The following is a 25001-nucleotide window of genomic DNA, read 5'->3' as shown; positions in this document are numbered from 1 at the left end:
CAGTGAAGGAGAGATACCAATGAACCCCAATTCACATCGCTACGAAGGCGGATTTCCCAAGATTGGCATACGCCCGATCGTGGACCGCCGCAAGCTGGTAAAGGCAGCACTGGCCGAAAGCACCATGAATCTTGCTCGAGAAGCTGCTGCCGAGATTACAGCTGTTCTGCGTAACCCGGACGGTTCTCCTGTGGAGGTGGTTATCTTTGAATCATGCATCTCGGGTATGACGGAAGCTGCCACATGTGCTGAGCAATTTCGCAAAGAAGGCGTAGGCGTGCTGGTCTCTGTGTCAAGCGGCTGGTGTTATCCGCTTGAAACGATGGAGATGGACCCGACGCTGCCGCATGCGGTCTGGGGATTTAATGGCACAGAACGTCCCGGTGCAGTCTATCTGGCTGCCTTACATGCGGCACATAACCAGAAGGGGCTTCCAATTTTCAAAATCTACGGAAGACATATTCAGGACCAGCACGAAGGCAAGCTGCCGCAGGACGTTCGTGATCAGCTGATTCGGTTCACTCGTGCGGGTATGGCAGCTGCTTTGCTGCGAGGCAAGTCATATTTGTCTATTGGCTCTGTTTCAATGGGCATAGCCGGCTGCATTGTGGACGAAAATTTCTATCAGCGTTATCTGGGGATGCGAAATGCCTATGTCGATATGACAGAGGTCAGACGGAGAATGGAAAAACACATCTACGATGAGCAGGAATTTCAAAAGGCGATGGCCTGGGCAGCGCTCCATTGCAAGGAAGGCCCGGACCCTAATCCTGAATCCGTTCAGATCAGCCCGGAGAGCAAATTGAAGAATTGGGAGACCTCGATCCGGATGACGATGATTGTACGAGATCTCATGATTGGTAATCCCAGACTGGCCGAAAAGGGATATGAAGAAGAGGCCTACGGTTACAACGCTATTGCATCAGGGTTTCAAGGGCAGCGGGAGTGGACGGACCACCTGCCAAGTGCTGATGTGCTGGAAGCCGTCCTGTGCAGCTCTTTTGACTGGAACGGCATTCGAGAACCTTACATGATCGCTACAGAGAATGATAATCTGAACGCAATCACTATGTTATTGAATCATTATGTATCGTATACCGCTCAGATTTTTGCCGATGTCCGCGCCTATTGGAGCCCTGAGGCTGTAGAGCGGGTGACAGGCTGGAGGGCCGATGGCATGGCGGCGTCAGGGTTCATACATCTGATCAATTCCGGACCTGCTGCCCTTGATGGAACAGGGGAGCAGCAGCGAGACGGCCAGCCGGTGATGAAGCCGCATTGGGAGATTAAGGAGCATGAGGTACAAGCTTGTCTGGATGCTGTCAGCTGGCGGCCGACGTATATGGATCAATTTGCCGGAGGAGGATATTCCACCGATTATACTTCGCGTGGGGGGATGCCTGTTACGATGGCCCGTATTAACCTGATCTCAGGCTTGGGACCTGTACTTCAGCTTGCCGAAGGGTACACGATAGACTTGCCTGAAGCTGTGCACGAGCAGCTGGACTTGCGTACAACGCCAACCTGGCCTACAACATGGTTTGTGCCAAGACTGGTTGCAGATGATCCGGTTTTCGGGGATGTGTACACGGTGATGGAAGCGTGGGGATCGAACCACTGTGCTGTAAGTTATGGTCATATTGGTGAAGATCTGATTACGCTGGCAAGTATGCTGCGTATCCCGGTTAATATGCATAATATCGAAACAAGTCGTATTTTCAGGCCTAGCGCCTGGTCTGCATTTGGCACCAAAGACCTTGAGGCAGCAGATTACCGGGCTTGTGCCGCATATGGCCCGCTCTATGGTTGAAATCGTTTATATTTATAAATTCAGCAAGCTGCGGACTCATGTCTGCAGCTTGTTTTACTTTAGATACAGCCGGAAGCTTCATAGGATTGACAGATGAATGCGTTCTATTTTAATCTATAATGTTGTTGACAATCTAATTTTATAATTAATATAATTATATTGTTTTGCCGTTCCAACGGTCAGTCACTTTTAAGGGGTTCCACCTGTGCGCGAAGCTCCTTCTCAAGAACTGTCTACAGCGCCTGCTTTCCCTGCGCCCCTAATACGTAATAAAGGAGACTGAGTTGAATCATGAAAGTATTAATTGTGGAAGACTCAATATTTGTACAGAAGATGATGAGTAAGTTAATTGGCGATCATATTCCCAATTGTGAGATTCGAACGGCTACCAATGGAGAAGATGGCTTCAGGCTCTATCAGGAGTTTGAACCGGATATAATCACCACAGACCTTTTGATGCCTGGATTGAACGGACAAGACATGCTTCGCATGATTCGGGAGATGGATCAGGACGTCAAAATTATTATATTATCCGCGGATATTCAGAAGGCTACTCGTGAGGAAGTTGAGCAGCTTGGGGTGTCGGGATTTTTGAATAAACCATTAACGGCTGAAAAAGCCAGTACATTGCTTCAAATGATTCAGGTGGCATATCATGCTGAATGAGCTGCAGAAAGATCTGCTTACTGAGCTCGTGAACGTTTATGTTGGACAAGCAGCCAATATGTTATCGGAAATTGTAGACAAGCATATTGTGCTGAGTATCCCTGAAGTTGAACTAATCTCCATCACCGAGGTTGATCCCGAGGATCGGAGATACAATATTCTGTTTACAGAAGGCCATCTATTTCGATCCTCCTTGCAGTTTGGATATCAATTTCAAGGTAAAGCCTTTCTGATGTTTCCGGCGGAACAGGCAAAAGTGCTTGCTAACATGTGTCTGGGAGAGCTTACAGAGCATGTAGACCCAAACGATTTCAGGTTAATGGATACCGATCTGGATGTGCTTCAGGAAGTCAGCAATGTGCTGCTCAATGCAATTATTGGTGAATTTGGAAATTTTCTCGAAATGAAGCTGGAATACGTATTGCCTGAAATAGAGCTGATTCATGTCACACGCTCCGACCCGCAAGTTCTGCTTCAAAATGAAGTCTACATACTGGTGCTGCATACGTCCTTTTTACTTGCCGATACAGATGTAAAGGGTATTATCGTTATTGCGCTCAGCATGGATTCCATCTCCAGTCTACTGGATAAAATAGATGCTCTACTGGGAGGATAACCATGGACAATCTCATTGTACAAGCGCTGAACAAAACAAAAATGGGCATTTTAATTGTGGACAGACAATTGAGAATTCTTGTATGGAATGGGTGGCTTGAACGTTTTACAGGTATGCCGGCTGAAGATGTGCTTGGAAAAAATCTGCTGGAAATCTGCCCTAGATTCAAGATCAAGATGTATATGGATATATTACAAAATGCACTTTATCACGGGCAGAGCAGATTTTGCTCCAGCGCTTTACATAAGACGTTCTTTCTTCCGAAGGACGCGGGAGAGGAAACCTTTTACAGACAGAACTTGCATGTAGAACCGCTCTATGATAATGACCATAGCTATGCAATGCTTCAGGTTAGTGATACGACCAATACAAGCACTCGCGTATATAAACTTAAAAACCTCATCAAAGAACTGGAGACCGAGTATACCGAGATTAAAAAAGCTGAGAAAATCAGCAAACATCTTTCCTTGCATGATTCATTGACTGATCTGCCCAATCGTCTGGCATTCAAGGATCGCCTAGCGTGGTCGGTCAGCAATGCGCTGCGCAACGAATCACGGTTTGCCTTGATGTTTGTAGATACTGATGGATTCAAAAAGGTGAATGATACCTATGGTCATGAGGTTGGGGATCTGGTTTTACAGGAGGTGGCTGAGCGTCTGAAGGGAAGAATACGCAGTACAGATAGCGTAGCCAGATTGGGCGGGGATGAATTTTGTATTATTTTGAATCATCTCAAGCAGGATGAGGATGCGAGTACCGTTGCGGCTAATCTGCTGAATGCCTTCGATCTGCCATTTCATGTGAATTCCATTGAGATCAACCTGTCTGTCAGCATTGGGATCAGCTTGTTTCCATTGCATGCGCAAGACCCTTCTGAGCTTCTGAAATTTGCAGATATGGCGATGTACAGAATCAAGAAAAACGGGAAGCGTGGATTTTCGTTCTATGATCCTGAGATGGAGCAGCTCTGGTAATATAAGCAAGCTGTATCCGATGCTTTATTCATGTTTATTCCTGAGTGGAGAGGATGCTGTGATTAACGATGACGCTGGAGATGGAAGAGCTGTTTACAGTACATGTGCAGATCAAGGATAGCATTCAGCTGGAGAACAAACACGGTGAATCGGTTATACTGATTACTTTCGGCGGGCATGTTACCGGAGCAATGTTCGAAGGCATAGTACTGGAGGGCGGCGTGGATACCCAGATTATCGGAAAAGATGGAGCAAGTCACAGCCTGTCAGCCAGATATATGCTGAAGGGACAAGATTATACCGGACAGCAGTGTGAAATATATATCGAGAATAACGGTTATATCGGAAAACCGCAGGGCACGAGGCTGTTTCGTACCTCTCCACGCATCATAACGAACAGCCAGGCCTTGGCATACCTGAATGTGGAACCATTGATAGGTGAGGGCTTTTCTGCAGCCGGCGGCGTTGATATTAAGTTTTTCAGGGCAATATCCTGAAACTGCCAATGCACACACAATACCCGATGCCTTTGCAAGCATCATTATTCGAGAGTCAGAGCGTTTACATACATTGCAAAAAAGCGTTGTGCTCCAGGCCAACGCTTTTTTGACATTATGTGTAATGTTAACGTCTCAAAATTCTCCGAATCAGTCCGATTATAAGAACCAGGAAAATGATTAAAATAATCATACCCGGTATACTTACACTACTCAGCATTGTCTGAAACCTCCTGTATGTATTATAAAATGATTATAATACGAATCTGTTCTTAATGGTCTCGGCAACCTCACCAGCACTTAGATTAGAGTTGTTAATTCTGATGTAATTGGCTCTTTTGATTTCTCCCTCGAATGAGTTTAATCGATGCTGCTCCATGGTCTGTATCAGATTCTGTTCAGAACGAAAAACATCTCTTTTGGTTGGTTTGTGCTCAAGTCTGTGAGGCGTCTTGTTACGCTCAATTCTTTTCTCCAGATCGGCTTCAAGCTCTACAAGATACACTTCTCCGTCTTTATCTTCAATGATTTTGCAAATTTTATAAACATAGTCCCAATCCTGCTGCAGATCGAATGCCCATACATAAGTGAAAATCATTCCATACATATCACTACTGGCGGCGGCTTCAAATATGTCTTGACGAAATTGATCTACTAATCTCCACATTTCACTATTAAAACCGAATAGGGGAGCTAACATTTCAATGGTTGCGTGATTGTGGAACAGCTTTAGTTCAGTTACCTTCTCCAATTGATGTCCTACTGTCATTTTTCCTACCGCCTGCGGGCCAAAGATTATAACCAATTTCATTCAATCATCCCCTTGGAAGATATTTCAATAATATTATCACAATTCGAGCTATAATAGTTCCTTTATCACAGATGGTTTGTTCGCAATGATCAATTATCAACAACTTGGGTTTAACGAAAACTATTTTAAAAAATCACTATTGACTGTTCGAGCAAACAGTTTTATGATGAGTACATGAAATTGACTGTTCGACCAAACAGTATTGGGGGGTAAGAGGTGACAAAACAACCAGCAACAAATCAGGACGAACGTAGAAATGCAATCTTGCAAGCTGCTTTTACGCTATTCGGGCAGGTAGGTTACAGCAAAGCTACAATGAAAGAAATTGCTGCCAAAGCCGGCGTAGCACAGGGGTTGATCGGATACCATTTTAATACCAAAGAAACGCTTTTGGTGGAGGTAGTGCGAGAGTGGATGATTAACCGGGGTATGCAGCAGGCCCTTCAGCAGCTCGACATGAAGGCCGCACCGTCAGAGCTTCTGTCGCAGGCTTTGCTGCATGTTGTGGAATTTCGTAAAAATAACCCGGAGTGGTTTACACTTCTCATCAGCTTGTGGACTGAAAGTGTGAACAACGTGAAGCTGGCTCAAGAGTTAACGAAGCTGTACCAGGAGATGAAAGCAGGTATCCGGTTGATTATAGACCGCTTGGAGCTGCCGTTGAATGAAGCGGAGCAGGAGACCTTTGCAGCCTTGATTCAAGCCGTTTTTGATGGACTTACGCTCCAATCACCAGTGCTGCTGTCAAGTGATCCGCTCTCTCACGAGCAGGTATCGCAAGGCATCGGCTGGATGCTGCAAGGTATTCACACTTCTCACACTATGGAACGAACAAAGGAGAATAACTAAAATGACCAGAATATGGATTCGATTAGAAGGGTTGCTCGTATTGGCAGCAGCAGCAACGATGTATTTCTACAATGATTATTCCTGGTGGCTCTTTCTGCTGCTGCTGCTCTTCCCCGATGTATTCATGATCGGTTATGTAGTGAACAATAAGGTCGGAGCCCGAATTTATAATGTGGCACATACGTATATTACGCCAATGATATTTCTGGCGGCAGGGTTTATGATGAAGGTCGACTTCCTGATATTGATCAGTTTCATCTGGATTGCACATATCGGCATGGACCGCATGTTCGGATTTGGTTTAAAGTATGAAACAGAGTTCAAGGATACTCATCTACAGCGTGTGTAGATCCCAACAACGGGACTGGGTGCCTAGTCTGGCACACCAGTTCCACCTAGTACTACAACCACAGTATCGCAGCCCCGATCATTGGAGTGATGACCATACTTACTTTCAGCCAGAAAGCAGGCACTCGCTTGGTAAATTTGGCTCCGACGTAAGAACCGGACATCGTACCTATAACGACAAGCAGCAGGAGCTGCAGGTCGAGATAACCAATTCTCATGTACCCGGCGCCACCAGCCAGTGCTATCGGAATGATGACCAGCATCGTTGTGCCAGCTGCAAATCGCATAGGCATATTTAATAACAGCATGAGTCCCAACTGTATAAAAGGTGTAGATCCGATCCCGAATAAACCGGATAACATGCCTGTAACCGCGCCAATCAGCAGGGCATACAACCAGTAACGAAGGCCGCTATTCAGCACGGGTGACTCTGTGCCAGCAGCATGAGGACGGCGTGAGACCAGAACTAATCGCAGCCACAAGGCAAGTCCTGATGTAAACAGCATAATGGACGTAAGCATACCAAGCCGCCCCTCAGGAATATAAGTAGACCAGCCTGAACTGACCCATGCGCCTGCTGCGCCTGTAAACCCGACAATCAAACCCGTTTTAAGGACTGCATTTCCCTCCCGATAATGACTGATTGAACCTGAAAGGGAGGAGAAGAACATCGCTGCGAGTGCTGTTCCAAGCGCAACATGAATGGGATAACCAAATGCCACGGTCAAGAGTGAGATAATGAATCCAGAACCCCCGGCACCCACAAAACCAAGCAGCATACCTAACAGAAACATAACAAATACGATTTCAAGCATAAGCATAAGACATTCTCCGCATCGTTCTCTAAATTTGGTTACTTCTCACGGACCATGTGATGTAATGGTTTCGTCCATAAACTTTATTATTAGCTGATGTAAAATGCAAGCTGTTAATTGTGCCGAAGCTATGCTAGTACACACACTAAAAAACCTTGCTTCCATTACAGGAAGCAAGGTTTTTGGTCCAATGAACACTCCGTTGTTTTACTCCGATTCCCGAAGTATAGGATTTGGCAGCTCGGCATGGCCCATCAAGCTCTCGGTTTCTTGCCCATCCACCAGCAACTGAATGCTTCGCACTTCTTCGAACTGAAACATCGTTTGCTGCAGCACCGCGAGAAAGAGAAGTTCCCCGCCCGCACCAAGTCTGGCTTCATCCGGGATATGAATGTCTAACGTTAGCTGGCCGTCTTGAAAATCCATGGATTCAAGTCCGATGTCACTCCATAAGGAGATGAATGCCGGATCATCCGAACGCTGCATGACATCAAAAGCTTGTCTATATTTTTCGCTGCTATCCGAAAATGTGATTTCTTCTTTTTTAGTTTTGACCTCAGTGAGCTCAGCGTCTACATAACCCACTTCAATTTCTTGCTTCGTTGGCTCGTTATCTGGTGTGTTGGTGGGGGAAGAGGCGTTCGATGTAGACGGATTTGCGGCTTCAGATTGCTTGTTACCAGGGTCTACAGCTGGTTTATCGCCGCAGCCAGCAAGCACAAGCATTAAGCTGATCAAGGAGAATACGAGTGTGTAGCTAGACTTTTTTCTCATATAGGCACATCCTCATCGTTACATTTGTTTTTGGCTTGCTGCAAGCTGTTTTTTTTAGGACGGCTGGTGCAGAAACTCCTTGATGGCATCAACAATCGCCTGAGCAGCTTTATCCTGGACCGTTTCGCTTAGCATCGCTTGTTCCTCGGCAAGGTTGCTTAGAAAACCGATTTCAAGCAGCACAGCTGGCATCGTTGTGTCCCTGAGCACTTCCAGATTACCGTTCTTGACACCTCGATCTTTAAAGCCTAATACTTCAACCAGATGTCTGTGCATTATATCTGCCAGTGCTTTACTGCTGCTGCGCTTGTAATAAAAGGTCTCGGTACCCGAAATCTGCGGAGAAGCCTCAACACTGTTCCCGTGAATGGATACAAATACGTCTGCATTTAATGTGTTGGCGAGCTGCACGCGTTCCGGGCGAGTGGGATAAACGTCTGTCTCACGTGTCATCACCACCTCTATATCAGGCTCCTGGGATAGGAGCGCCTGAACCTTCAAAGCAAGCGGCAGCGTGAAGTTTTTTTCCTGGGTTTTCGAGATGCCAATGGTACCGGGATCCTTGCCTCCATGGCCGGGATCAATGACAATGATGCTTTTGCCGTTATCCTGCTGAGCAGGGGGAACCGGGATTCCGATTATGCCAGCTACAGCTAAATCCACAATCAGCTTGCCGCTGACATATTGAACATTAACCTGAACGTCACTCAGATTGTTCAATTCCATGACAACTCTGACTTGAGCAGGATCATTGGTAAAAAGTGAATATCGAACTTCTGTCACATTCGGTATACCGCTGACATCAAGCTTTCCCATTGTGCCTTGCTTCATGCCTGGCGCCATGTCTCCGAAGGTTGTGTCAGGAAGATCCACCACGATCCGATCCGGGTTGCTCAACCTTGTAATCCGTGGTGTAACCTCATGGTCGATGGATACAACAAGCTGATGATTCCCAAAGCTGATATCGTTCACTTTGCTCCATACGGTGGATTGACCCGGACCAGAAACAACAGGAGGCGGAGAGGGCGCAGGTTCAACAGAAGGTACAGCAGCGCTTGTCAGACCAACAATCTTGTCCTTGTTGTTCCAGCTTACCGAAAGTCCCATTTCTTCACTCACAAAACGCAGGGGAACAACAACCGTATTTTTAATCAGCTGTGGTGCGGTGTTCAGAGTGACTTTTCCATTCTGCCCGTAAGCCTCCGTCCTGCCTACATGCAAGGAAATAGCCTTGTTGTTCTGTTCGATGCTTACATTCTGTTTTTTTTGATCCCATTTCACCTTAAACTTCAAATTTTCAGCCACAACACGAATCGGAATCATCACGTTTTTGTTGATATTGACAACCTCAACATCGGAAGGCAGCACCAGCTCGTGTCCATCTAAAATAATTTTGGTTTGCGGGGATGCTGTGGCAGCATGTCCCGAATCAGTCAAGACGAGCAGAAATAACAAACTGAATAAAAGCAAACTTGCCATTTTTTTCATTGTACACCTCTGTTTTAATCGATATTACGGGAAGGGCAAAGCAAACAGCCAGCAGACAACACTTATGACAATATTCTACATATATGCGAAATTCCCCTGCCTGTTTGCAGTTTCTTTTTTAATAAAATGTTCTTCGATGCTCCTGTGGTAAAAATAGTGTCGAAGCCTTGTGCATTCCGGGATTGAGCCTGATTGTCACGTTTCATGCAGAAAAAAATTAATATTCATTGGAACATAATGACATTGACAATTTCAGGTTTTTCCAAAATAATAGAAAGCAATTGAACACTGGTACCTTTAATTCAGTCCAGAGAGGCTGGCAAGGGCAGCGGATTTTGTAATCACGCGACAGAAGGGCATTCTTTCCACAGAACGCTCTGCGTCTTCGCGCGGATTATGATGCAAAGAGAGGCTACTTGTCAGCGTAAATCGCGATGAGTAGCCTCTTTTTCTGCTTTTTACGGTATCAGAACACTTTATCTGGAGGGTTTCTGATGAGCAAACAAGATCAAGAGTTTTCATGGCAAGAGGTGCCCAAGACACAGCGGAACAACTTCTGGAAAACGTTATCCGTAATGCTTGGTTTCACGTTCTTCTCGGCAAGTATGCTGGCAGGAGGCACACTTGGTATCAGCCTGACGTTTATGGAATTCATGGCCATTGTGCTGGCAGGCAATCTGGTGCTGGGCATTTACACTGGAGCGCTGGCACATATCGCTGCCAAGACGGGGCTATCCACCCATCTACTGGCGAAATATTCGTTTGGTGAAAAAGGCTCTTATCTGCCATCATTTCTGTTAGGCTTCACACAGGTTGGCTGGTTCGGGGTTGGCGTAGCCATGTTTGCTATTCCTGTTGCCAAAGCGATGGATTGGAATGTGTATCTGCTCATTTTCCTGTTCGGTCTGGCGATGACAGCTTCAGCGATCTTCGGTATGAAATCACTTGTCATTCTTGGATATATAGCGGTTCCGGCAATTGCTATTCTCGGAGGATATTCCATGTTCGAGGGGGCCGGGGCGCTGGGTGGACTGCAAGGCTTGCTGGATTACACACCAACACAGACGCTTACTGCGGCTGCGGCACTGACGATCTGTATAGGATCTTTCATAAGCGGGGGAACACTAACTCCCGATTTTGCACGCTTTTCCCGTACGTCCCGTCAGGCTGTGACCGCTACCGTAATTGCCTTTTTCCTCGGTAACTCGCTGATGTTCCTGTTCGGCGCAGTTGGCGCTATGGCTTATAATCTCGCTGACATATCGGAAGTCATGTTCCTGCAAGGTCTGCTGATTCCCGCCATCATCGTACTGGGTCTGAATATCTGGACAACCAATGACAATGCGCTGTATGCTTCGGGTCTGGGCTTTGCCAACATTACGAAGATTTCGAAGAAGTTTTTTGTAGTCGTTAACGGTATTGTCGGAACTGTGCTCGCGATGTGGATGTACAACAACTTTGTAGGGTTCCTGAACGTGCTGGGCGCAGCCATCCCTTCGATTGGAGCCATCATTATTGCAGATTATTTTATTGTCAAAAGAAGAGTCTACGCACCGTTTGCTGATATGAATTTCAAAAAAGTAAACTGGGCTGCCATGGCCGCATGGGCCATTGGTGTTGCCTTTGCACAGCTCGCTCCGGGAGTAACGCCACTTAATGCATTGCTTGGTACAGCTGTAGCTTATATCGTAATCATGGCCATCGTGTCCATGACATCATCCAAAGAAAAGGGGAAGACAAATGATTATACAGAACGCAAAATTGCGGGGTAAAGAAGGACTATGGAACATCATCGTTAGAGACGGGAAATTTGAACAGGTTACACAGGAACAGCAGCCTGCTGGAAACGAAGAGACGCTGGATGTGAACGGTGCCCTGGTGCTGCCGCCATTTATCGAGCCACATATTCATCTGGATACTACCTTAACAGCAGGGGAGCCGGAATGGAATCTGAGCGGGACCTTGTTTGAAGGCATTCAGCGCTGGTCGGAGCGTAAAGCATTTCTTACACATGAGGACGTAAAAACTCGTTCCAAAACCGCTTTGAAATGGCAGATGGCTCAGGGCATTCAGCACGTAAGAACACATGTGGATGTCACAGATCCAAGCCTGACGGCAGTCAAAGCGATGCTGGAAGTGAAGCAGGAGCTGGCTCCTTATATCGATATTCAACTGGTTGCTTTCCCGCAGGAGGGCATTCACTCTTATCCGAACGGCGCTGAACTGCTGGAAGAATCGTTAAAAATGGGGGTAGATGTTGTCGGCGGCATTCCACACTTCGAGTTCACACGTGAATATGGTGTGGATTCGATGCGAGTGGCTTTTGATCTGGCGGAAAAATATGATCGTCTCATCGACATTCACTGTGATGAAATTGATGATGAGCAATCCCGATTCATCGAAGTTGTAGCCAAGGAGGCATATGAGCGCGGCTTAGGCTCACGCACCACGGCGAGTCATACAACGGCGATGGGCTCTTATAATGATGCGTATACCTACAAGCTGTTCCGCTTGCTGAAGATGGCTGAGCTGAACTTTGTGTCCAATCCGCTAGTGAACATTCACCTTCAGGGACGTTTTGACACGTATCCGAAAAGAAGAGGCTTGACACGCGTGAAGGAACTGCAGGAGGCAGGCCTGAATGTATGCTTTGGACATGATGACATTTTCGATCCATGGTACCCACTCGGTACAGGCAATATGATGCAGGTGCTGCACATGGGCATACACGCGTCTCAGCTGCTGGGTTACGACCAGATTGTAAATTCTATTGACCTGATTACGCAAAATAGTGCAAGAACACTGCACATCGAGGATCGTTACGGTATTGAGTCAGGCAAGCCAGCCAATTTCATCGTGCTTGAGGCGGAGAATGAATACGAAGCGGTTCGCAAGCAGGCAGCGGTTCTGTATTCCTTCCGAGAAGGGCGCAAGATCGCAGAATCGAAACCGCGTGACACATCTATTATTCTGGAGGGCAACATGGAGAAGGTTACGTTTAACAAATAGTTGCAGAACAACTATGGTTTTGAAATATAGCTTATAACCAAAATGTTTCTTTACAATTGTGCCAAGCGAGATATTTTCTCTCCTTGATGCAGGGCTAAATATCGACAACGATGATATCCCTTCATCAAGGAGTTTTCTTTTTAACGAAAAAATCTGGGGATAACCGCTACTCTCCAGGTTATTCTGTCATCGGAGTGGATTGCGTAAAATCTTTAATCTAAACTATATAGGATATATTGTAATAATTTGAATTTACTTCAATAAAAACATCGCTTATACTAGATTCAACCCGAAGTTTCATAGATGACATCCAGAGAGAGGAAGTTTGCTTCATTTTATTTTGAAAGCGCTTCATCGCAAGCGGCATATCGAAATGTGGAGAGGAGGAATCCGAGTCCTGGCAGTAACCGCACCAGATTAAAACAAAACAAATATTATGTAAACCAAAATTTTCGGAGGTGTGTTCATGTTTAAGTCCAAATTGTTCAAAGCCGTTATGTCCGTTGCTCTCCTTGGTTCCATATTTGCAATTCCGCCGCTTCCTTCAGCTACAGCCGCTGATGCGAGCTGTCCTAACGGGTACGTTGGCCTTACCTTTGACGATGGGCCATCCAACAATACAAACAATATTCTTAATGCATTGAAGCAGGCCAATTTGCGTGCCACAATGTTTAATACAGGACAAAATGCGCAGAACAACCAGGCTTTGGTGCGGGCACAGGTGGCCGCCGGGATGTGGATTGGCAATCACTCCTACACCCATCCCGATATGACAAAGCTGAACGCTTCGCAGATGGCTTCCGAGATCACGCGCACACAGCAGACCATTCAATCGATTACCGGTACAACGCCAACGCTTTTCAGACCGCCATATGGTGCTACCAATGCAACCTTGAAATCCGTTATAAGCCAGAACGGATTAAGGGAGATGCTCTGGAATGTCGATTCTCAGGATTGGAATGGAGCTAGTGCCTCTCAGATCGTCGCAGCCGTAAATCGCATGGCAAGCGGTGACGTCATTCTAATGCATGATCAGTATCAGACTACACTTCAGGCCATTCCGCAGATTGCCCAGAATCTGAAGAATCGCGGCTTGTGCGCGGGCATGATCTCCCCGGCTACTGGACGTGCTGTAGCACCGGATGGAGGCACGAATAACCCGCCGGCAACGACCGTACGAATTGAGACGGAGAATATGACCAAGAGTGGTCAATATACCTCCAACATCAGCTCGCCATTTAACGGTGTAGCCTTGTATGCCAACAATGATGCTGTGCGAACCACACATAACTTTACGACGGGAACACATTCCTTCTCGCTTCGCGGGGCATCCAACAATAATAATATGGCAAGGGTGGATCTGAAAATTGGCGGTCAGACCAAGGGCACGTTTTATTTTGGAGGCAGTAGTCCCGCTGTGTATACGCTGAATAATATCAGTCATGGTACAGGAAACCAGACCATTGAGCTGATTGTAACCGCAGATGACGGTACATGGGATGCATATCTGGATTATCTGGAGATCAGCTAATCAGTCGATTTATTTTTGCGTATGAGTGGGCCGTGTATCCTGAGGGACAATCATGAGTACCGGGCATTCTAGAACATTTATTTTAATCAAAGTTATGATGTGTGTGTGGTTAATCAGGTGATTCTCATATCGAGGTTATTTCAACGACTTGTACAGTGCGTGCGCATTGCATAGTCAGCGAAATAACCTCTTTTTGCGTTCCTTCTCGTTCAGATAAAAAGTGAAAACAAAATGTGACCGAATGTCGTCCGTAAGAGTGTTTAGGATATAAAGGAGGCAAAACAACCATGCAGCGATCCATGTCCCAGACGGGCGATCATATCATGAGCATCTATGAGACTTACGCCGATACGCTGTTCAGGATTGCGATGGTGCACCTTGGCAGGCGGGAGGACGCGGAAGAAGCGACTCAGGATACGTTCATTAAATTGATGGAAAAAGCGCCTGCGTTCAACGATGCCGAGCATCAGAAAGCTTGGTTGATCCGGGTGATAACCAATCATTGCAAATCTCTGCTTCGTCGAGGCTGGCGCAAACGGGAAGTTAAGCTGGAGGGCATCGAATTCATGCTTGCGGATGATCCTGAGGATCAGGCTTTGATCGAGCTGGTACTGTCTCTGCCTGTAAAGTATAGATCGGTCGTTCATCTTTATTATTACGAAGATTACGCCATTCGAGATATCAGCGAGATTTTGCAGATAAGCGAGTCCGCAGTGAAGATGAGGTTACAGCGGGGGAGACAGCTGTTAAAACTGGAGCTTGAAGAGGAGGAGCAGCTATGAACGAGCAGCAATTTAAACAACAATACAAGAAAGCGGTGCATCATATGAAAGCAGATGAGCAGATGAAAAAACGCATGGAACAAAATGTAAATGCACGGCGTGCAATGTCTAGACGACCTCGTAAATCGTTGTATATCGCGGCAAGCGTTGTGGTCGCAGCAAGCATTGGGCTTGCGGCACCGACCGTATGGCAGCAATGGAATGGGACTTCACCGGCTTCACCCGCTATAGAGGTAGCATCCAATGATATTCTCCGTCCTGCTGCATCCGATGGTGAGAATATTTTATCTAAAGGGCCGGTCGTTATTCCGAAAACGGAGTTACCGAGTGGTGATGACAAGGGGATTAAGGCAAGCATGCTGGCGTTAGTTGTTTATCATGACCATGTGTATACGGAATCTGCAACGACGCTGGAAGGCGCGGACGCTTTGGCGCTCCGAGGTGCGAAGCTCGGTACAACTAGCGGCGGCATCCATGAGTTGAGCAGTAAGGACGACTACAAAGAACTGGCTTCGACGATCGGCGAGGCAGATATCTACGCTGTGAAAGGATATGATACCGATTTTCGGGTGATGTCTTATACCGACATAGACGGTCAAGTATATGCGCAGCTGTTTGATAAAACGAATGATATGACGATCAGCGGCGGTGCTGACTTGATTGGCAAGCTTAACATCAAGGACCATGTGACAAGCGCACACTGGGAAAGCTTTGATAGCTGGAACAACGGTTTGCAGCAGCTGCAAAACCTTTCTGTGGGTGGCGCACTGAACGATTTTGTGGAGGCGTTGTATAATGCAAAACCAGTTGCATCAACCCCGGAACTGGAAGAACGGCTCTATGGAAAGGAAGATCGCAAACTGATTTACTTGACTTTGGAAGATAAAACAACGGTTGCCCTTGTGCTGTTTGGAGAAGAAGGGTTGGTGCGTTACGGTCATGTGCCTGTATTTTTTGAAGTAGAGCAAGGGGGATTCCGGAAATTCTGGAACAGCTTGGGTTAATAAATGGAGCAGGAAGCAGTTTAGATGCAGCATGAAGTATATATGTTAAATATAATAGGTTACATTGGAATCGAAGAGAGCAGCCCCGGGCTGCTCTTTTTTTATATGTGAATTGTTGTCAAAAAGGAGTACGACCTGCGAGTTCAGAAGGTGATACACTTCTCGTTTAACAGTCTCATGAACTGCTGAAGCGCGCTGCTGATATATCGATTCTCACCCCGTACAAAAGTGGTGGAGGTTGGCGTGAGTACATCAGACAGATCATGCAGTGAATAGGCTTCGGGATGATTGTGCACAACGCTGCATGGCATAATGGTAACCGCAATGCCGGATTCTACGCAGCTGAGCAGATTTTCCATTGTACTGACTTCAATCAGCTTTTTGGCAGACAGTCCTTCTTCCTCAAGGAATTTCTCCGTAATTTCCCGATATGGACAGCCTTGCGGAAACACAACCCATGAAAGTTGACAAAACGTTTCCAGAGGGGTGTCGGTCCGTTTGGATATGATGTGAACCGTATCCTGCATCTCGTATTCAACCTTCAACCCTTCTGTAACACAAGCGCCGCTGATAAAAGCGCCATCGAGCTCGGAAGACTCGATTTTATGCCGCAATACCTTGGGTGAGGTGGCGTTCACAAGCGATATGGACACGTCTGGATACAAGATCTGATACTCGTTCAGAATGTCGATGAAACGACGTGAGGCGGCTGTTTCCACAATCCCGATACGCAATGTGCCGGATGGCTCCACCGGGTCTGTCATCTCTTGTTCCAGATCATAGAGCAGATTGCGAATGCGTGCAGCATAAGCAAGGAACTGCTCTCCTTTTTCCGTAGGCATCACACCTTTGGAAGAGCGGTTAAACAGCTGCACCTGGTATTCTTCCTCCAGCTTTTTAATACGTGTCGTCACATTGGACTGGGCATAGTTTAGCTCTTTGGCGGCTTGAGAGATTTTGCCCGAGCGACCAACGGCGAGCATGATATCGATATCGGATAATTCCATGGCAGCCTCCTCCAAGGTATCTCTCTGAGTGATACACCTATATATTTTAATCATTTTACGATATGTCTTATCCATTCTACAATAGCTTTAATTTCAAATAGAGAGAAGGAATTGATATGTCAAATTCAGAATTAGCCATTTTTAAACCCGTAACGATCAACCAGTGGAAGCTGCGTAATCGTATCGTGATGGCTCCGTTGACCCGGGGGTTTGCAAGAGATGAGGATGGGACAGTAACCGAAGAAATTGCCGCATATTACGAACAACGTGCCAGAGATGGTGCGGGACTAATCATTACGGAGGGCATCAACCCTATGCTCTCAGGCAAAGGGACTTATGGCATACCCGGATTATATACGGAGACACAGACGGCTTCATGGAAAAAAGTAACCGAGGCGGTTCATCGGCATGGCGGCACGATCATCGCGCAGTTATGGCATGTGGGACGCCTGTCGCATTCCGACCTGATTGGCGGGAAGCCGCAGGCCCCATCAAGCATACAGGCTGAAGGAAGGGTTCATAAACTTCACAAACCCTATGAACTCCCTCATGCCATGACGATTCGAGAGATTGAGGACGTGGTTGCTCATTTTCAGCTGGCTGCTCGCAATGCGGTTCTGGCGGGATTTGACGGGGTGGAGATTCACGCAGCACATGGCTATCTGATTGATCAATTCATCAATGAGCGGAGCAATCTACGGAATGACGAGTATGGGGGTGACCTTCAGCAGAGACTTCGTTTTTTGAAAGAAATCATTGCAGCCGTACAAAAAGAAATTAGCGCAGACCGTATAAGCATCCGGTTTTCCGAGAAAAAGGATGACGATTCATCCTATGAATGGGCCCTTAAAGCAGAGACACTGGCCGCATATCTGGAGCTATTTCGTGAAACGGGCATCACCATACTGCATCCCTCGACTGAAAATTACACCAAGGCCTGGTCAGATGGACTTCACTTTCATCAGGCGGTGAGGGCACAATGGGAGCATATTGTAATTGGAGTAGGGAACCTTGATTTGCAGACGGCGGAAAAGGCGATCCATGACGGCGTTATCGACCTTGCAGCCTTTGGCCGTCCATTTATTGCGAATCCCGACTTGGTACAAAGGTGGCAATCCGGACTTCCGATAACTGCGTATAATCCAACGGAGCATTTATCCATTCTGCGGTGATTCGGTGACTCTTTGCATATTTTTCTGTCCCCACAGCACCATCGATTCAATGAGTGGAACCAGCTCCTTACCGGATGGCGTGAGAGAATACTCCACTCTTGGCGGTATCTCGTTGTACTGCTCCCGATGAACAATTCCGTATTGAATCAGGTCCTTCAGGCAGTTCGTTAACATCGTTGGTGTGATCCCGGGAAGTCTTCTTTTTAACTCGTTATATCGAATGCTGTCATCTTCACTCAAAATAGCCAGAATCGGAAGATTCCACTTGCCGCCAATCACCTGAAAAGCATATGTCGCCGGGCAAAGCTGATCAAAATTAAAGTCATATTTCATACGAGAACCCCCAGAGAATTTTTTTGTGAAACAAATGATTTTATGAAAAACCTTGATGTGACTCAATAGTATACTTTTTGATACTTAGTCAGAAAAAGAATCGTACTTGTTCTAAAGATTATAGATATTATAATCATACTAACACAAGTTAATCTATTGAATAAGATCAAAAAGGCGGGATAACGATGAGTCATGAATCGATGATGTGTGACCTGGAAACAGGTGTATGCGGTATAAATGATGAAGAAAAGATGCAGGTTATTGATCTGAAGCAAGAAGAGAAAAAAGTAACGTTGTATTATGCGACAGACCCGATCTGTTCACACTGCTGGGCACTGGAGCCTGTGCTGAATCGGTTTATAGAGGAGTACGGTCATTATTTTCGTGTGGAAACTAAAATGGGCGGTTTGTTAGCAAGCTGGGAAGGGTTCTCTGATGGGGCAAACGGGATTCAGAAGCCTTCAGATGTAGGCGGACATTGGAGAGAAGTAGGGGAGCACTCACGGATGCCAATTGACGGTTCCTTGTGGTATGACCATCCCATCCAGTCTTCCTATCCGGCGTCTCGTGTATTTAAAGTCATTCAGCACATGGTTCCGGGGAAAGAGCAAGCGTTTCTAAGAGCTGCACGTGAAGCTGTTTTTGCATTGAATCGTAATATCGGAGAAGATGACGTGCTTATTGAGCTTGTTGATGATCTGGGGCTGAATGGCAAAGAAATCGTAGAGGCAGCATCACAGCAATCGGCACAAGATCTATTGGAAGAAGATTTCGAGATGGTGGCCCGGCTGGGAGTTCGAGGTTTTCCATCCATTATTATTGTGAATAAAGAGCAGCAAGGCATCAAGGTGGTCGGGGCCCGCACACTGGAGACGTATGTTCAAGCGCTGCAGCAGGTTCTGGGTGAAACACCGCAGCCGAAGACGATCAAAGCATTGTCTCACAAAATCGAAGAAGGACATCTTCTGTTTTCCAAAGAAATTGAAGTACTGTACGACATCGAGCAGCAGGATGTGGAGTCTTATGTACAATCCCAACTTCAAGAAAACACCTACCGGGTACAGCAAATTCTAAATGAAATGGCTATTCAGCGGGTGTAAAGTCTCAGGAAAAAGATAACAGTGGAATTAGTACATTTATCCATGTGTTATTACAAATTCCCCGAAGGATATACTTTGAAAAAGTCACATTAATACATGTGAATTTGTTAATTGAACAACATGAAAAGGCAGCTGCTCTGAACATGGGCAGCTGCCTTTTAGATATACATCTTAGATAGATGAAGTCCGTATCACAGGTTTTTGTAATAAACGAGATGATCCACCCATTCCTCATGTTCATATATAAAGCCTTTGCGGACACATTCAAATTGCAAGCCGACACGTTCGGCAAGCTTGATCGAAGCATGATTATCCAGATTAATATGGGCCTCCAAGCGGTGAAACTTCAATATTTCAGCCGCAATACGAAGCACCTCGCTTACGGCCTCTTTGCCATAACCGTTTCTCCAATGCTGATTATGGATCGTGTAACCAAAGCTGGCCCATTGAAATGGTTCCCTGGCCAACGTGGCGATATCAATCATGCCCAGGTGGGTGCCGTCTTCTTTACAGAATACTCCGAATATATAAACCTTATCGGTACGCGCCAATTCCTGGTGCCGTTCAACGAGTCGTTCAAACCATTCCTGTGTGCATTCGCTCATATCTATTTTTCCAGGATCATATGGGTGCAGGGAGGGAGCGCGGTTTTCGAATTCATGCAGCCAGTTCGCATAGTCTTCGTTCCGTAATGGGCGGATCACTAATCGTGTCGTTACCGACATATGATCAAATGGACCTTCAATAATATTCAATAAAACATCTCCTTATGTATGGGTTTATCCGAATAATACTGTATTGTCTGAATCAAGCAATCAAGCAATCAGACAAGCAAGCAAGCAAGCTTCCTCAGTTTAACATAAATCGTTGCTTTTATAATGGGTTTCATCCGATAAATCAATAGCTCGAAAGGGTGGTTGTGAACAATTTCACCAACTTGTCAGAAAGTGTTGAGCCTTTCTTGAACGTTTAGAGGCGAAGACGTGTCATCGATTGAATTGCTTCAAATTGAGGATATACTAATTTTGAATATTAGGTCTGGGCCTAGTGGCAATCTATCACTTTCATTTGAATTGTGAATTGTTTCTCATGAGACATTTAAAACAAAGGAGGCATTACAAGATGGCAATCGATACGGTGTTATGGAGCAGACTTGTAACAGGTCTGACCCTAGGTTTTCACGTCATTTTTGCAACACTTGGTGTGGGTATACCCCTGATGATTTCGATTGCAGAATTCATCGGCATTCGCAAGCGGGACCCTCATTACATACTGATGGCCAAGAGGTGGTCGCGAGGATTTGTCATTTCCGTGGCCGTAGGGGTGGTGACTGGTACGGCGATATCCCTGCAGCTGGCTCTGGTCTGGCCAAACTTTATGAAGCTGGCCGGCAATGTCATCGCACTGCCGTTATTTATGGAAGTGTTCGCGTTTTTCTTCGAGGCGATCTTCCTGGGCATTTATCTGTACACGTGGGATCGGTTCAAAAATCCTTACATCCACTGGCTGTTAACCATTCCCGTTGTAGCTGGAGCAGGCATGTCGGCTGTTTTTATTACAACTGTGAACGGATTTATGAATCAGCCAGAAGGTTTTGTCATGCAGGCAGGGCAGTTCGCAGCCGTCAATCCCGTGCAGGCCATGTTAAATACGGCATCATTCTCCAAGGTATTTCATGTGCTTAGTTCTGCTTATGTTACAGGAGCCGCTCTACTCGCGGGCATCGCCGCGCTGGCGATGCTAAGAAGAGGTGCATCAGCATACCACAAAAAAGGCTTAAATCTGATGATGGCCGTTGTGCTGGTGTTCAGTTTGCTAAATACACTTGCTGGTGATGTATCTGCCAAATTTTTGGCTGAGCATCAGCCGGAGAAGCTGGCAGCTGCAGAATGGCATTTTGAGACCGAACGTGGTGCAGATTTGATTTTACTGGGCTGGCTGAATGCCGAGCACGAGATTATAGGTGCACTGCATCTGCCCAAGGTGCTCAGCTTTCTGGCCTTTGGAGATTTTAATGCCGAGGTCACCGGGCTGAACGAATTCCCGCCTGATGAGCAGCCGCCATTGCTGGTGCATTACCTCTTTGATGTGATGGCAGGTATCGGGTTCGCGCTGTTAGCTGTGTCTGCTTTGTACTTTCTCTTCGTGCTCTGGAAGAAACGTAATCCGCTCAACAAATGGCTGCTTCGTCTGGTTGCTCTCAGCGCGCCGCTTGCTTTTCTGGCAGTAGAGATGGGCTGGTTCTATGCCGAGATCGGGAGACAGCCCTGGATTATTCGAGGATACATGCGCGTAGAGGAGGCTGCTACGACATCCCCGAGTGTACGCATTTTATTTTTTGTTTTCCTGCTCTTGTATATTGTGCTGGGTGTGATATGTGCACTCGTTCTGAAACGTCTGTTCAATAACAATCCGGCCGAGCTTGAAATGGAGAAATGGCTCAAGACGAGGCAAGATCGGGATCAAGCTATTGAAGCAGGGAAGGGAGGACATTTGTCATGAGCTATGAATTGATTGGCATTTCGGTACTCTGGCTGTTCCTGTACGGATATCTGATCGTTGCATCGATTGATTTCGGAGCCGGATTTTTTGCCTTTTACGCACGCCTGACCAAGCAGGACCATCTGATTAATCGTTTAATCTCCCGTTATTTATCTCCTGTATGGGAAATTACGAATGTTTTTTTTGTATTTTTCTATATTGGCATCGTCGGTTTTTTTCCAGATACGGCTTCATATTATGGCGCAGCATTGATCGTTCCGGGCAGTATTGCCGTCATTCTACTTGCGATTCGGGGCTCGTTCTATGCGTTTGAAAATTATGGCTCTAAGAACAACATCGTGTACCTGTTTTTATATGGAGCGACCGGATTGCTCATTCCCGCATCTCTGTCCGTGGCACTAACCTTGTCGGAAGGGGGATTTATTCTGAAGCAGGGTGAGAGCGTGTCGCTGGACTATTGGGCCTTGCTGACTAATCCGTTGTCCTGGAGCATCGTTGGTCTCGCCATCGTTTCGGTCTTATTTATCAGCAGTTCGTTTCTAACCTTTTACGCCTCGCGGGCAGAGGATGGTGCTGCACTTCAACTCATGCGGAATTATGCGCTGTTCTGGAGCACCCCAACAATCATTTTGGCCCTGACCTCCTTTATATATCTGGGGCAGCACAATGCGCGTCATTTTCAAAATATGATGGACCTTTGGTGGCTTCTCGCCTTATCCGTGGCGTTCTTCATGATAGCGATGTGGCTGCTGTACAACGGTCGCCGTTATGGACTGGCATTTATCAGCGTTATGCTGCAATTTTTCTGTGCGTTCTTTGCCTATGGCATCGGTCAGTATCCTTACATTCTGGATCCGTATATCACCATTCACAGCAGCGCAACCCCGCCAGCGATGGGATTCGCTCTTGTCGTTGTATTTATTGGAGGACTGTGTCTGCTCATTCCTTCCCTGATTCTGGTATTCAGGCTGTTTCTATTTGATGCCGATTATGTCAAAGGAAAAAGATAAAGGAGGGTGTCTTGTGAAAAGGCAAAGGAATAAGCAGGCCGAACAATCAACAACCAAGCAAGCTGCACGGCAAAGGAAACAAGCTGGTCGGCGGAAGTCCATGCTGATTCAGCAGCAAATGTCATCACTTCGTAAAAGCAGGCTTCTCCTTATGGCCTTTTCACTAGCCCTTGGGGCAGCTGTGATCACTCAGGCCGTATTAACGGCCGAAGCAGTGCAGCGAATCTTTGTGGAGAAAGCTGCGTTGGGCTCAATTGTGCTGCTACTCGGCACGCTGCTCGCGGTTATGATCATCCGAACCCTGCTCATGTACGGTAACGGAAAGGTTGGTCTGCATATGGCAGCCCATGCCAAGACACGGATGCGAGCCATGGTGCTGCAGCGCCTGACCCGGGCCACCATGTTTTCCTCGTTACAGGGGCAGACAGGAGGTAAAGTCAGTGTAGCACTGGATGCAGTAGATGAAGCGGATAGCTATTTTAGTCAGTACACTCCGCGTATGATGGAGGCAGCGATCATTCCGATTTTAATATTAACGGCTGCCTTCGCCTTACATGCGAATACAGGCTGGATTATGTTATGCACTGCACCTTTTATTCCGCTCTTTATGATTTTGGTGGGCCTGCAAACCAAAAACAAGTCTGAAGAGAAGTATGAACAGCTGGCTATGTTCTCGGGAACGTTTCTCGATTCGCTTCAGGGGCTGGTGACACTGAAGATATTCGGTCGTGCAGACCGTCAGCAGCAGGAGATTGAACGCAGCAGTCTGGGATTCCGTGATACAACGATGAGCATTCTGAAAATTGCGTTCACCAACACATTTATGCTGGAAGCAATTGTTATGTTAAGCATCGGCATTGTTGCGCTGGAGCTTGCCCTTCAGCTGCTGGTGTTCAAGTCCATGACTTTTCATACGGCTTTTCTGGTGCTGCTGCTCGTTCCTGAATTCTATAGTTTGCTTAAAAATACAGGAACGGCCTTCCACACCGGACGCACAAGTATGGGGGCTATTCGCAAGGTTGAGCAATTGTTAGAAGAGGCATCTCAGGAGGCACATCAACTATCCGGCTCACCTCTGGACGAGATGACGCATCCGTTTGCACAATCGGAAATGGAGACATACAGCGTATCCGGTGAGAATCAATCTACATCTTATCTGCCGCCAACGATTGAACTTCGAAATCTCCGTTTTCGCTATGCTTCAGAGGGGTTTGAACTTGAAGTAGAGCAACTGGAGCTTCATCCGGGAGAACAAATAGCAATCGTTGGAAAAAGCGGCTCGGGGAAAACGACCTTGCTGCACGTCATTTCGGGTTTATTACAACCGACAGCAGGAGCTATTCTTGTTAACGGAAGGCCGCTCGCACAATGGAGCGAAGTCAACTGGTTCAAGCAGATCAGCTATATTACACAGCATCCGTATATTTTTGCAGGCACGTTTGCTGAAAATATCGCTATCGGTGCAGGAAAGGATGTATCGCCAAAGGATATCGAAGAAGCAGCTGAGCAGGCAGGTCTTGCTGACATGGTTGCCGGGCTGGAAAACGGTTTGGACACCCCTGTGGGAGAAGCAGGCAGAGGATTATCTGGCGGCGAAAAGCAAAGACTTGCTCTTGCTCGCGCTTTCCTGAAACGACCTGCCGTTATTTTGTTTGATGAACCGACGGTTGGACTTGATCTGCACACCGAGCGAATACTGCAACGCTCTATTGCATCACTTGCTAAGACAGCGACGATGATTACCGTAGCGCACAGGCTGTATACCATTCAGCAAGCAGATCGGATTTTGTTTATGGCAGATGGCGTGCTGGCAGATCAAGGCACACACCAGGAGCTAATGGAGCGTTTACCCGCATACGCCGAGATGGTTCATATGCAGCAAAGAGGAGGGATCGCATGA

Annotated in this window: 24 protein-coding genes; 17 read left to right on the top strand and 7 right to left on the bottom strand. The window is 46.6% G+C overall.

The genetic code is table 11. The annotated features are described in order from the left end of the window. Window positions 1-19: 19 nt before the first annotated feature. The 5 genes from IEW26_RS08965 to IEW26_RS08945 all read left to right on the top strand — a co-directional run bounded on the left by IEW26_RS08965 (window position 20) and on the right by IEW26_RS08945 (window position 4566). Entirely contained in the window at window positions 20-1810 is a 1791-nt protein-coding gene (locus tag IEW26_RS08965) for an L-fucose isomerase (RefSeq protein WP_188592123.1), read from the top strand. 291 nt (window positions 1811-2101) lie between these two features. Continuing rightward, the gene (locus IEW26_RS08960; protein WP_111268804.1) at window positions 2102-2476 is read left to right on the top strand and encodes a response regulator transcription factor; all 375 of its coding nucleotides are present in this window, start codon (window positions 2102-2104) and stop codon (window positions 2474-2476) included. Further along, window positions 2466-3092: a chemotaxis protein CheC gene (locus IEW26_RS08955; protein WP_111268803.1), complete on the top strand. Its 627-nt coding sequence runs from the start codon at window positions 2466-2468 to the stop codon at window positions 3090-3092. Before IEW26_RS08960 ends, IEW26_RS08955 begins: the two co-directional genes overlap by 11 nt. Window positions 3093-3094: 2 nt before the next feature. Beyond that, the gene (locus tag IEW26_RS08950; protein WP_145402306.1) at window positions 3095-4069 is read left to right on the top strand and encodes a sensor domain-containing diguanylate cyclase; all 975 of its coding nucleotides are present in this window, start codon (window positions 3095-3097) and stop codon (window positions 4067-4069) included. Window positions 4070-4137: 68 nt separating this feature from the next. Continuing rightward, window positions 4138-4566, top strand: a complete 429-nt coding sequence (locus tag IEW26_RS08945; RefSeq protein WP_229729751.1) for a DUF3237 family protein — start codon at window positions 4138-4140, stop codon at window positions 4564-4566. A 253-nt stretch (window positions 4567-4819) separates the two neighbouring features. Here the strand turns inward: IEW26_RS08945 and IEW26_RS08940 are convergent, their stop codons facing one another. Then, the gene (locus tag IEW26_RS08940; RefSeq protein ID WP_188592122.1) at window positions 4820-5377 is read right to left on the bottom strand and encodes a DEAD/DEAH box helicase family protein; all 558 of its coding nucleotides are present in this window, start codon (window positions 5375-5377) and stop codon (window positions 4820-4822) included. A 216-nt stretch (window positions 5378-5593) separates the two neighbouring features. Here IEW26_RS08940 and IEW26_RS08935 point away from each other — a divergent pair, with 216 nt between their 5' ends. Beyond that, window positions 5594-6226, top strand: a complete 633-nt coding sequence (locus tag IEW26_RS08935) for a TetR/AcrR family transcriptional regulator (RefSeq protein ID WP_229729750.1) — start codon at window positions 5594-5596, stop codon at window positions 6224-6226. Window position 6227: 1 nt separating this feature from the next. Next, the gene (locus tag IEW26_RS08930) at window positions 6228-6575 is read left to right on the top strand and encodes a DUF4260 domain-containing protein (protein WP_111268800.1); all 348 of its coding nucleotides are present in this window, start codon (window positions 6228-6230) and stop codon (window positions 6573-6575) included. Between the two features lie 52 nt (window positions 6576-6627). Here the strand turns inward: IEW26_RS08930 and IEW26_RS08925 are convergent, their stop codons facing one another. The 3 genes from IEW26_RS08925 to IEW26_RS08915 form a co-directional block, all read right to left on the bottom strand. Continuing rightward, complete coding sequence (locus IEW26_RS08925; RefSeq protein WP_111268799.1) at window positions 6628-7395, bottom strand: sulfite exporter TauE/SafE family protein; 768 nt, start codon at window positions 7393-7395, stop codon at window positions 6628-6630. A gap of 201 nt (window positions 7396-7596) precedes the next feature. Beyond that, window positions 7597-8163 carry a GerMN domain-containing protein gene (locus IEW26_RS08920; RefSeq protein WP_145402303.1) on the bottom strand — a complete coding sequence of 189 codons (567 nt, stop codon included), beginning with the start codon at window positions 8161-8163 and terminating at the stop codon, window positions 7597-7599. 54 nt (window positions 8164-8217) lie between these two features. Further along, window positions 8218-9651, bottom strand: coding sequence for an N-acetylmuramoyl-L-alanine amidase family protein (locus tag IEW26_RS08915; protein ID WP_188592121.1), 1434 nt, complete (start codon window positions 9649-9651; stop codon window positions 8218-8220). 494 nt (window positions 9652-10145) lie between these two features. Between IEW26_RS08915 and codB the strand changes: the two genes are divergently transcribed. From codB to IEW26_RS08890, 5 genes are all read left to right on the top strand, one after another. Beyond that, window positions 10146-11423 carry a cytosine permease gene (codB, locus tag IEW26_RS08910; RefSeq protein WP_188592120.1) on the top strand — a complete coding sequence of 426 codons (1278 nt, stop codon included), beginning with the start codon at window positions 10146-10148 and terminating at the stop codon, window positions 11421-11423. Continuing rightward, entirely contained in the window at window positions 11392-12660 is a 1269-nt protein-coding gene (locus tag IEW26_RS08905; protein ID WP_188592119.1) for a cytosine deaminase, read from the top strand. Before codB ends, IEW26_RS08905 begins: the two co-directional genes overlap by 32 nt. A 466-nt stretch (window positions 12661-13126) precedes the next feature. Next, window positions 13127-14191, top strand: coding sequence for a polysaccharide deacetylase family protein (locus IEW26_RS08900; RefSeq protein ID WP_188592118.1), 1065 nt, complete (start codon window positions 13127-13129; stop codon window positions 14189-14191). 287 nt (window positions 14192-14478) lie between these two features. Then, window positions 14479-14973: an RNA polymerase sigma factor gene (locus tag IEW26_RS08895; RefSeq protein WP_145402298.1), complete on the top strand. Its 495-nt coding sequence runs from the start codon at window positions 14479-14481 to the stop codon at window positions 14971-14973. After that, window positions 14970-15977: a hypothetical protein gene (locus IEW26_RS08890; RefSeq protein WP_188592117.1), complete on the top strand. Its 1008-nt coding sequence runs from the start codon at window positions 14970-14972 to the stop codon at window positions 15975-15977. Before IEW26_RS08895 ends, IEW26_RS08890 begins: the two co-directional genes overlap by 4 nt. A 143-nt stretch (window positions 15978-16120) precedes the next feature. Here the strand turns inward: IEW26_RS08890 and IEW26_RS08885 are convergent, their stop codons facing one another. Beyond that, complete coding sequence (locus IEW26_RS08885) at window positions 16121-16984, bottom strand: LysR family transcriptional regulator (protein WP_188592116.1); 864 nt, start codon at window positions 16982-16984, stop codon at window positions 16121-16123. 116 nt (window positions 16985-17100) lie between these two features. Here IEW26_RS08885 and IEW26_RS08880 point away from each other — a divergent pair, with 116 nt between their 5' ends. Continuing rightward, window positions 17101-18156, top strand: coding sequence for an alkene reductase (locus tag IEW26_RS08880; RefSeq protein ID WP_188592115.1), 1056 nt, complete (start codon window positions 17101-17103; stop codon window positions 18154-18156). On the opposite strand, the gene IEW26_RS08875 is transcribed toward IEW26_RS08880, so the two are convergent. Continuing rightward, complete coding sequence (locus IEW26_RS08875; RefSeq protein ID WP_111268789.1) at window positions 18139-18489, bottom strand: winged helix-turn-helix transcriptional regulator; 351 nt, start codon at window positions 18487-18489, stop codon at window positions 18139-18141. The two genes, IEW26_RS08880 and IEW26_RS08875, sit on opposite strands and share 18 nt — an antisense overlap. Before the next feature lie 185 nt (window positions 18490-18674). On the opposite strand from IEW26_RS08875, the gene IEW26_RS08870 reads away from it, so the two are divergent. Next, entirely contained in the window at window positions 18675-19589 is a 915-nt protein-coding gene (locus IEW26_RS08870) for a DsbA family oxidoreductase (RefSeq protein ID WP_188592114.1), read from the top strand. A gap of 191 nt (window positions 19590-19780) precedes the next feature. Here the strand turns inward: IEW26_RS08870 and IEW26_RS08865 are convergent, their stop codons facing one another. Further along, window positions 19781-20314: a GNAT family N-acetyltransferase gene (locus IEW26_RS08865; RefSeq protein ID WP_188592410.1), complete on the bottom strand. Its 534-nt coding sequence runs from the start codon at window positions 20312-20314 to the stop codon at window positions 19781-19783. 397 nt (window positions 20315-20711) lie between these two features. Here IEW26_RS08865 and IEW26_RS08860 point away from each other — a divergent pair, with 397 nt between their 5' ends. From IEW26_RS08860 to cydD, 3 genes are all read left to right on the top strand, one after another. After that, window positions 20712-22091, top strand: a complete 1380-nt coding sequence (locus IEW26_RS08860; protein WP_188592113.1) for a cytochrome ubiquinol oxidase subunit I — start codon at window positions 20712-20714, stop codon at window positions 22089-22091. Next, window positions 22088-23101 carry a cytochrome d ubiquinol oxidase subunit II gene (locus tag IEW26_RS08855; protein WP_188592112.1) on the top strand — a complete coding sequence of 338 codons (1014 nt, stop codon included), beginning with the start codon at window positions 22088-22090 and terminating at the stop codon, window positions 23099-23101. The genes IEW26_RS08860 and IEW26_RS08855 overlap by 4 nt, the downstream gene beginning before the upstream one ends. Window positions 23102-23201: 100 nt before the next feature. Beyond that, window positions 23202-25001 (top strand): thiol reductant ABC exporter subunit CydD, encoded by a 1800-nt coding sequence (gene cydD / locus IEW26_RS08850; protein ID WP_188592409.1) that lies wholly within the window; start codon window positions 23202-23204, stop codon window positions 24999-25001.

This window comes from Paenibacillus silvae, from assembly GCF_014639235.1.
GTDB classification, from domain to species: domain Bacteria; phylum Bacillota; class Bacilli; order Paenibacillales; family Paenibacillaceae; genus Paenibacillus; species Paenibacillus silvae.
Note: the sequence above shows the minus strand (reverse complement) of the source record. Positions and strands in the feature narration are given on the sequence as shown.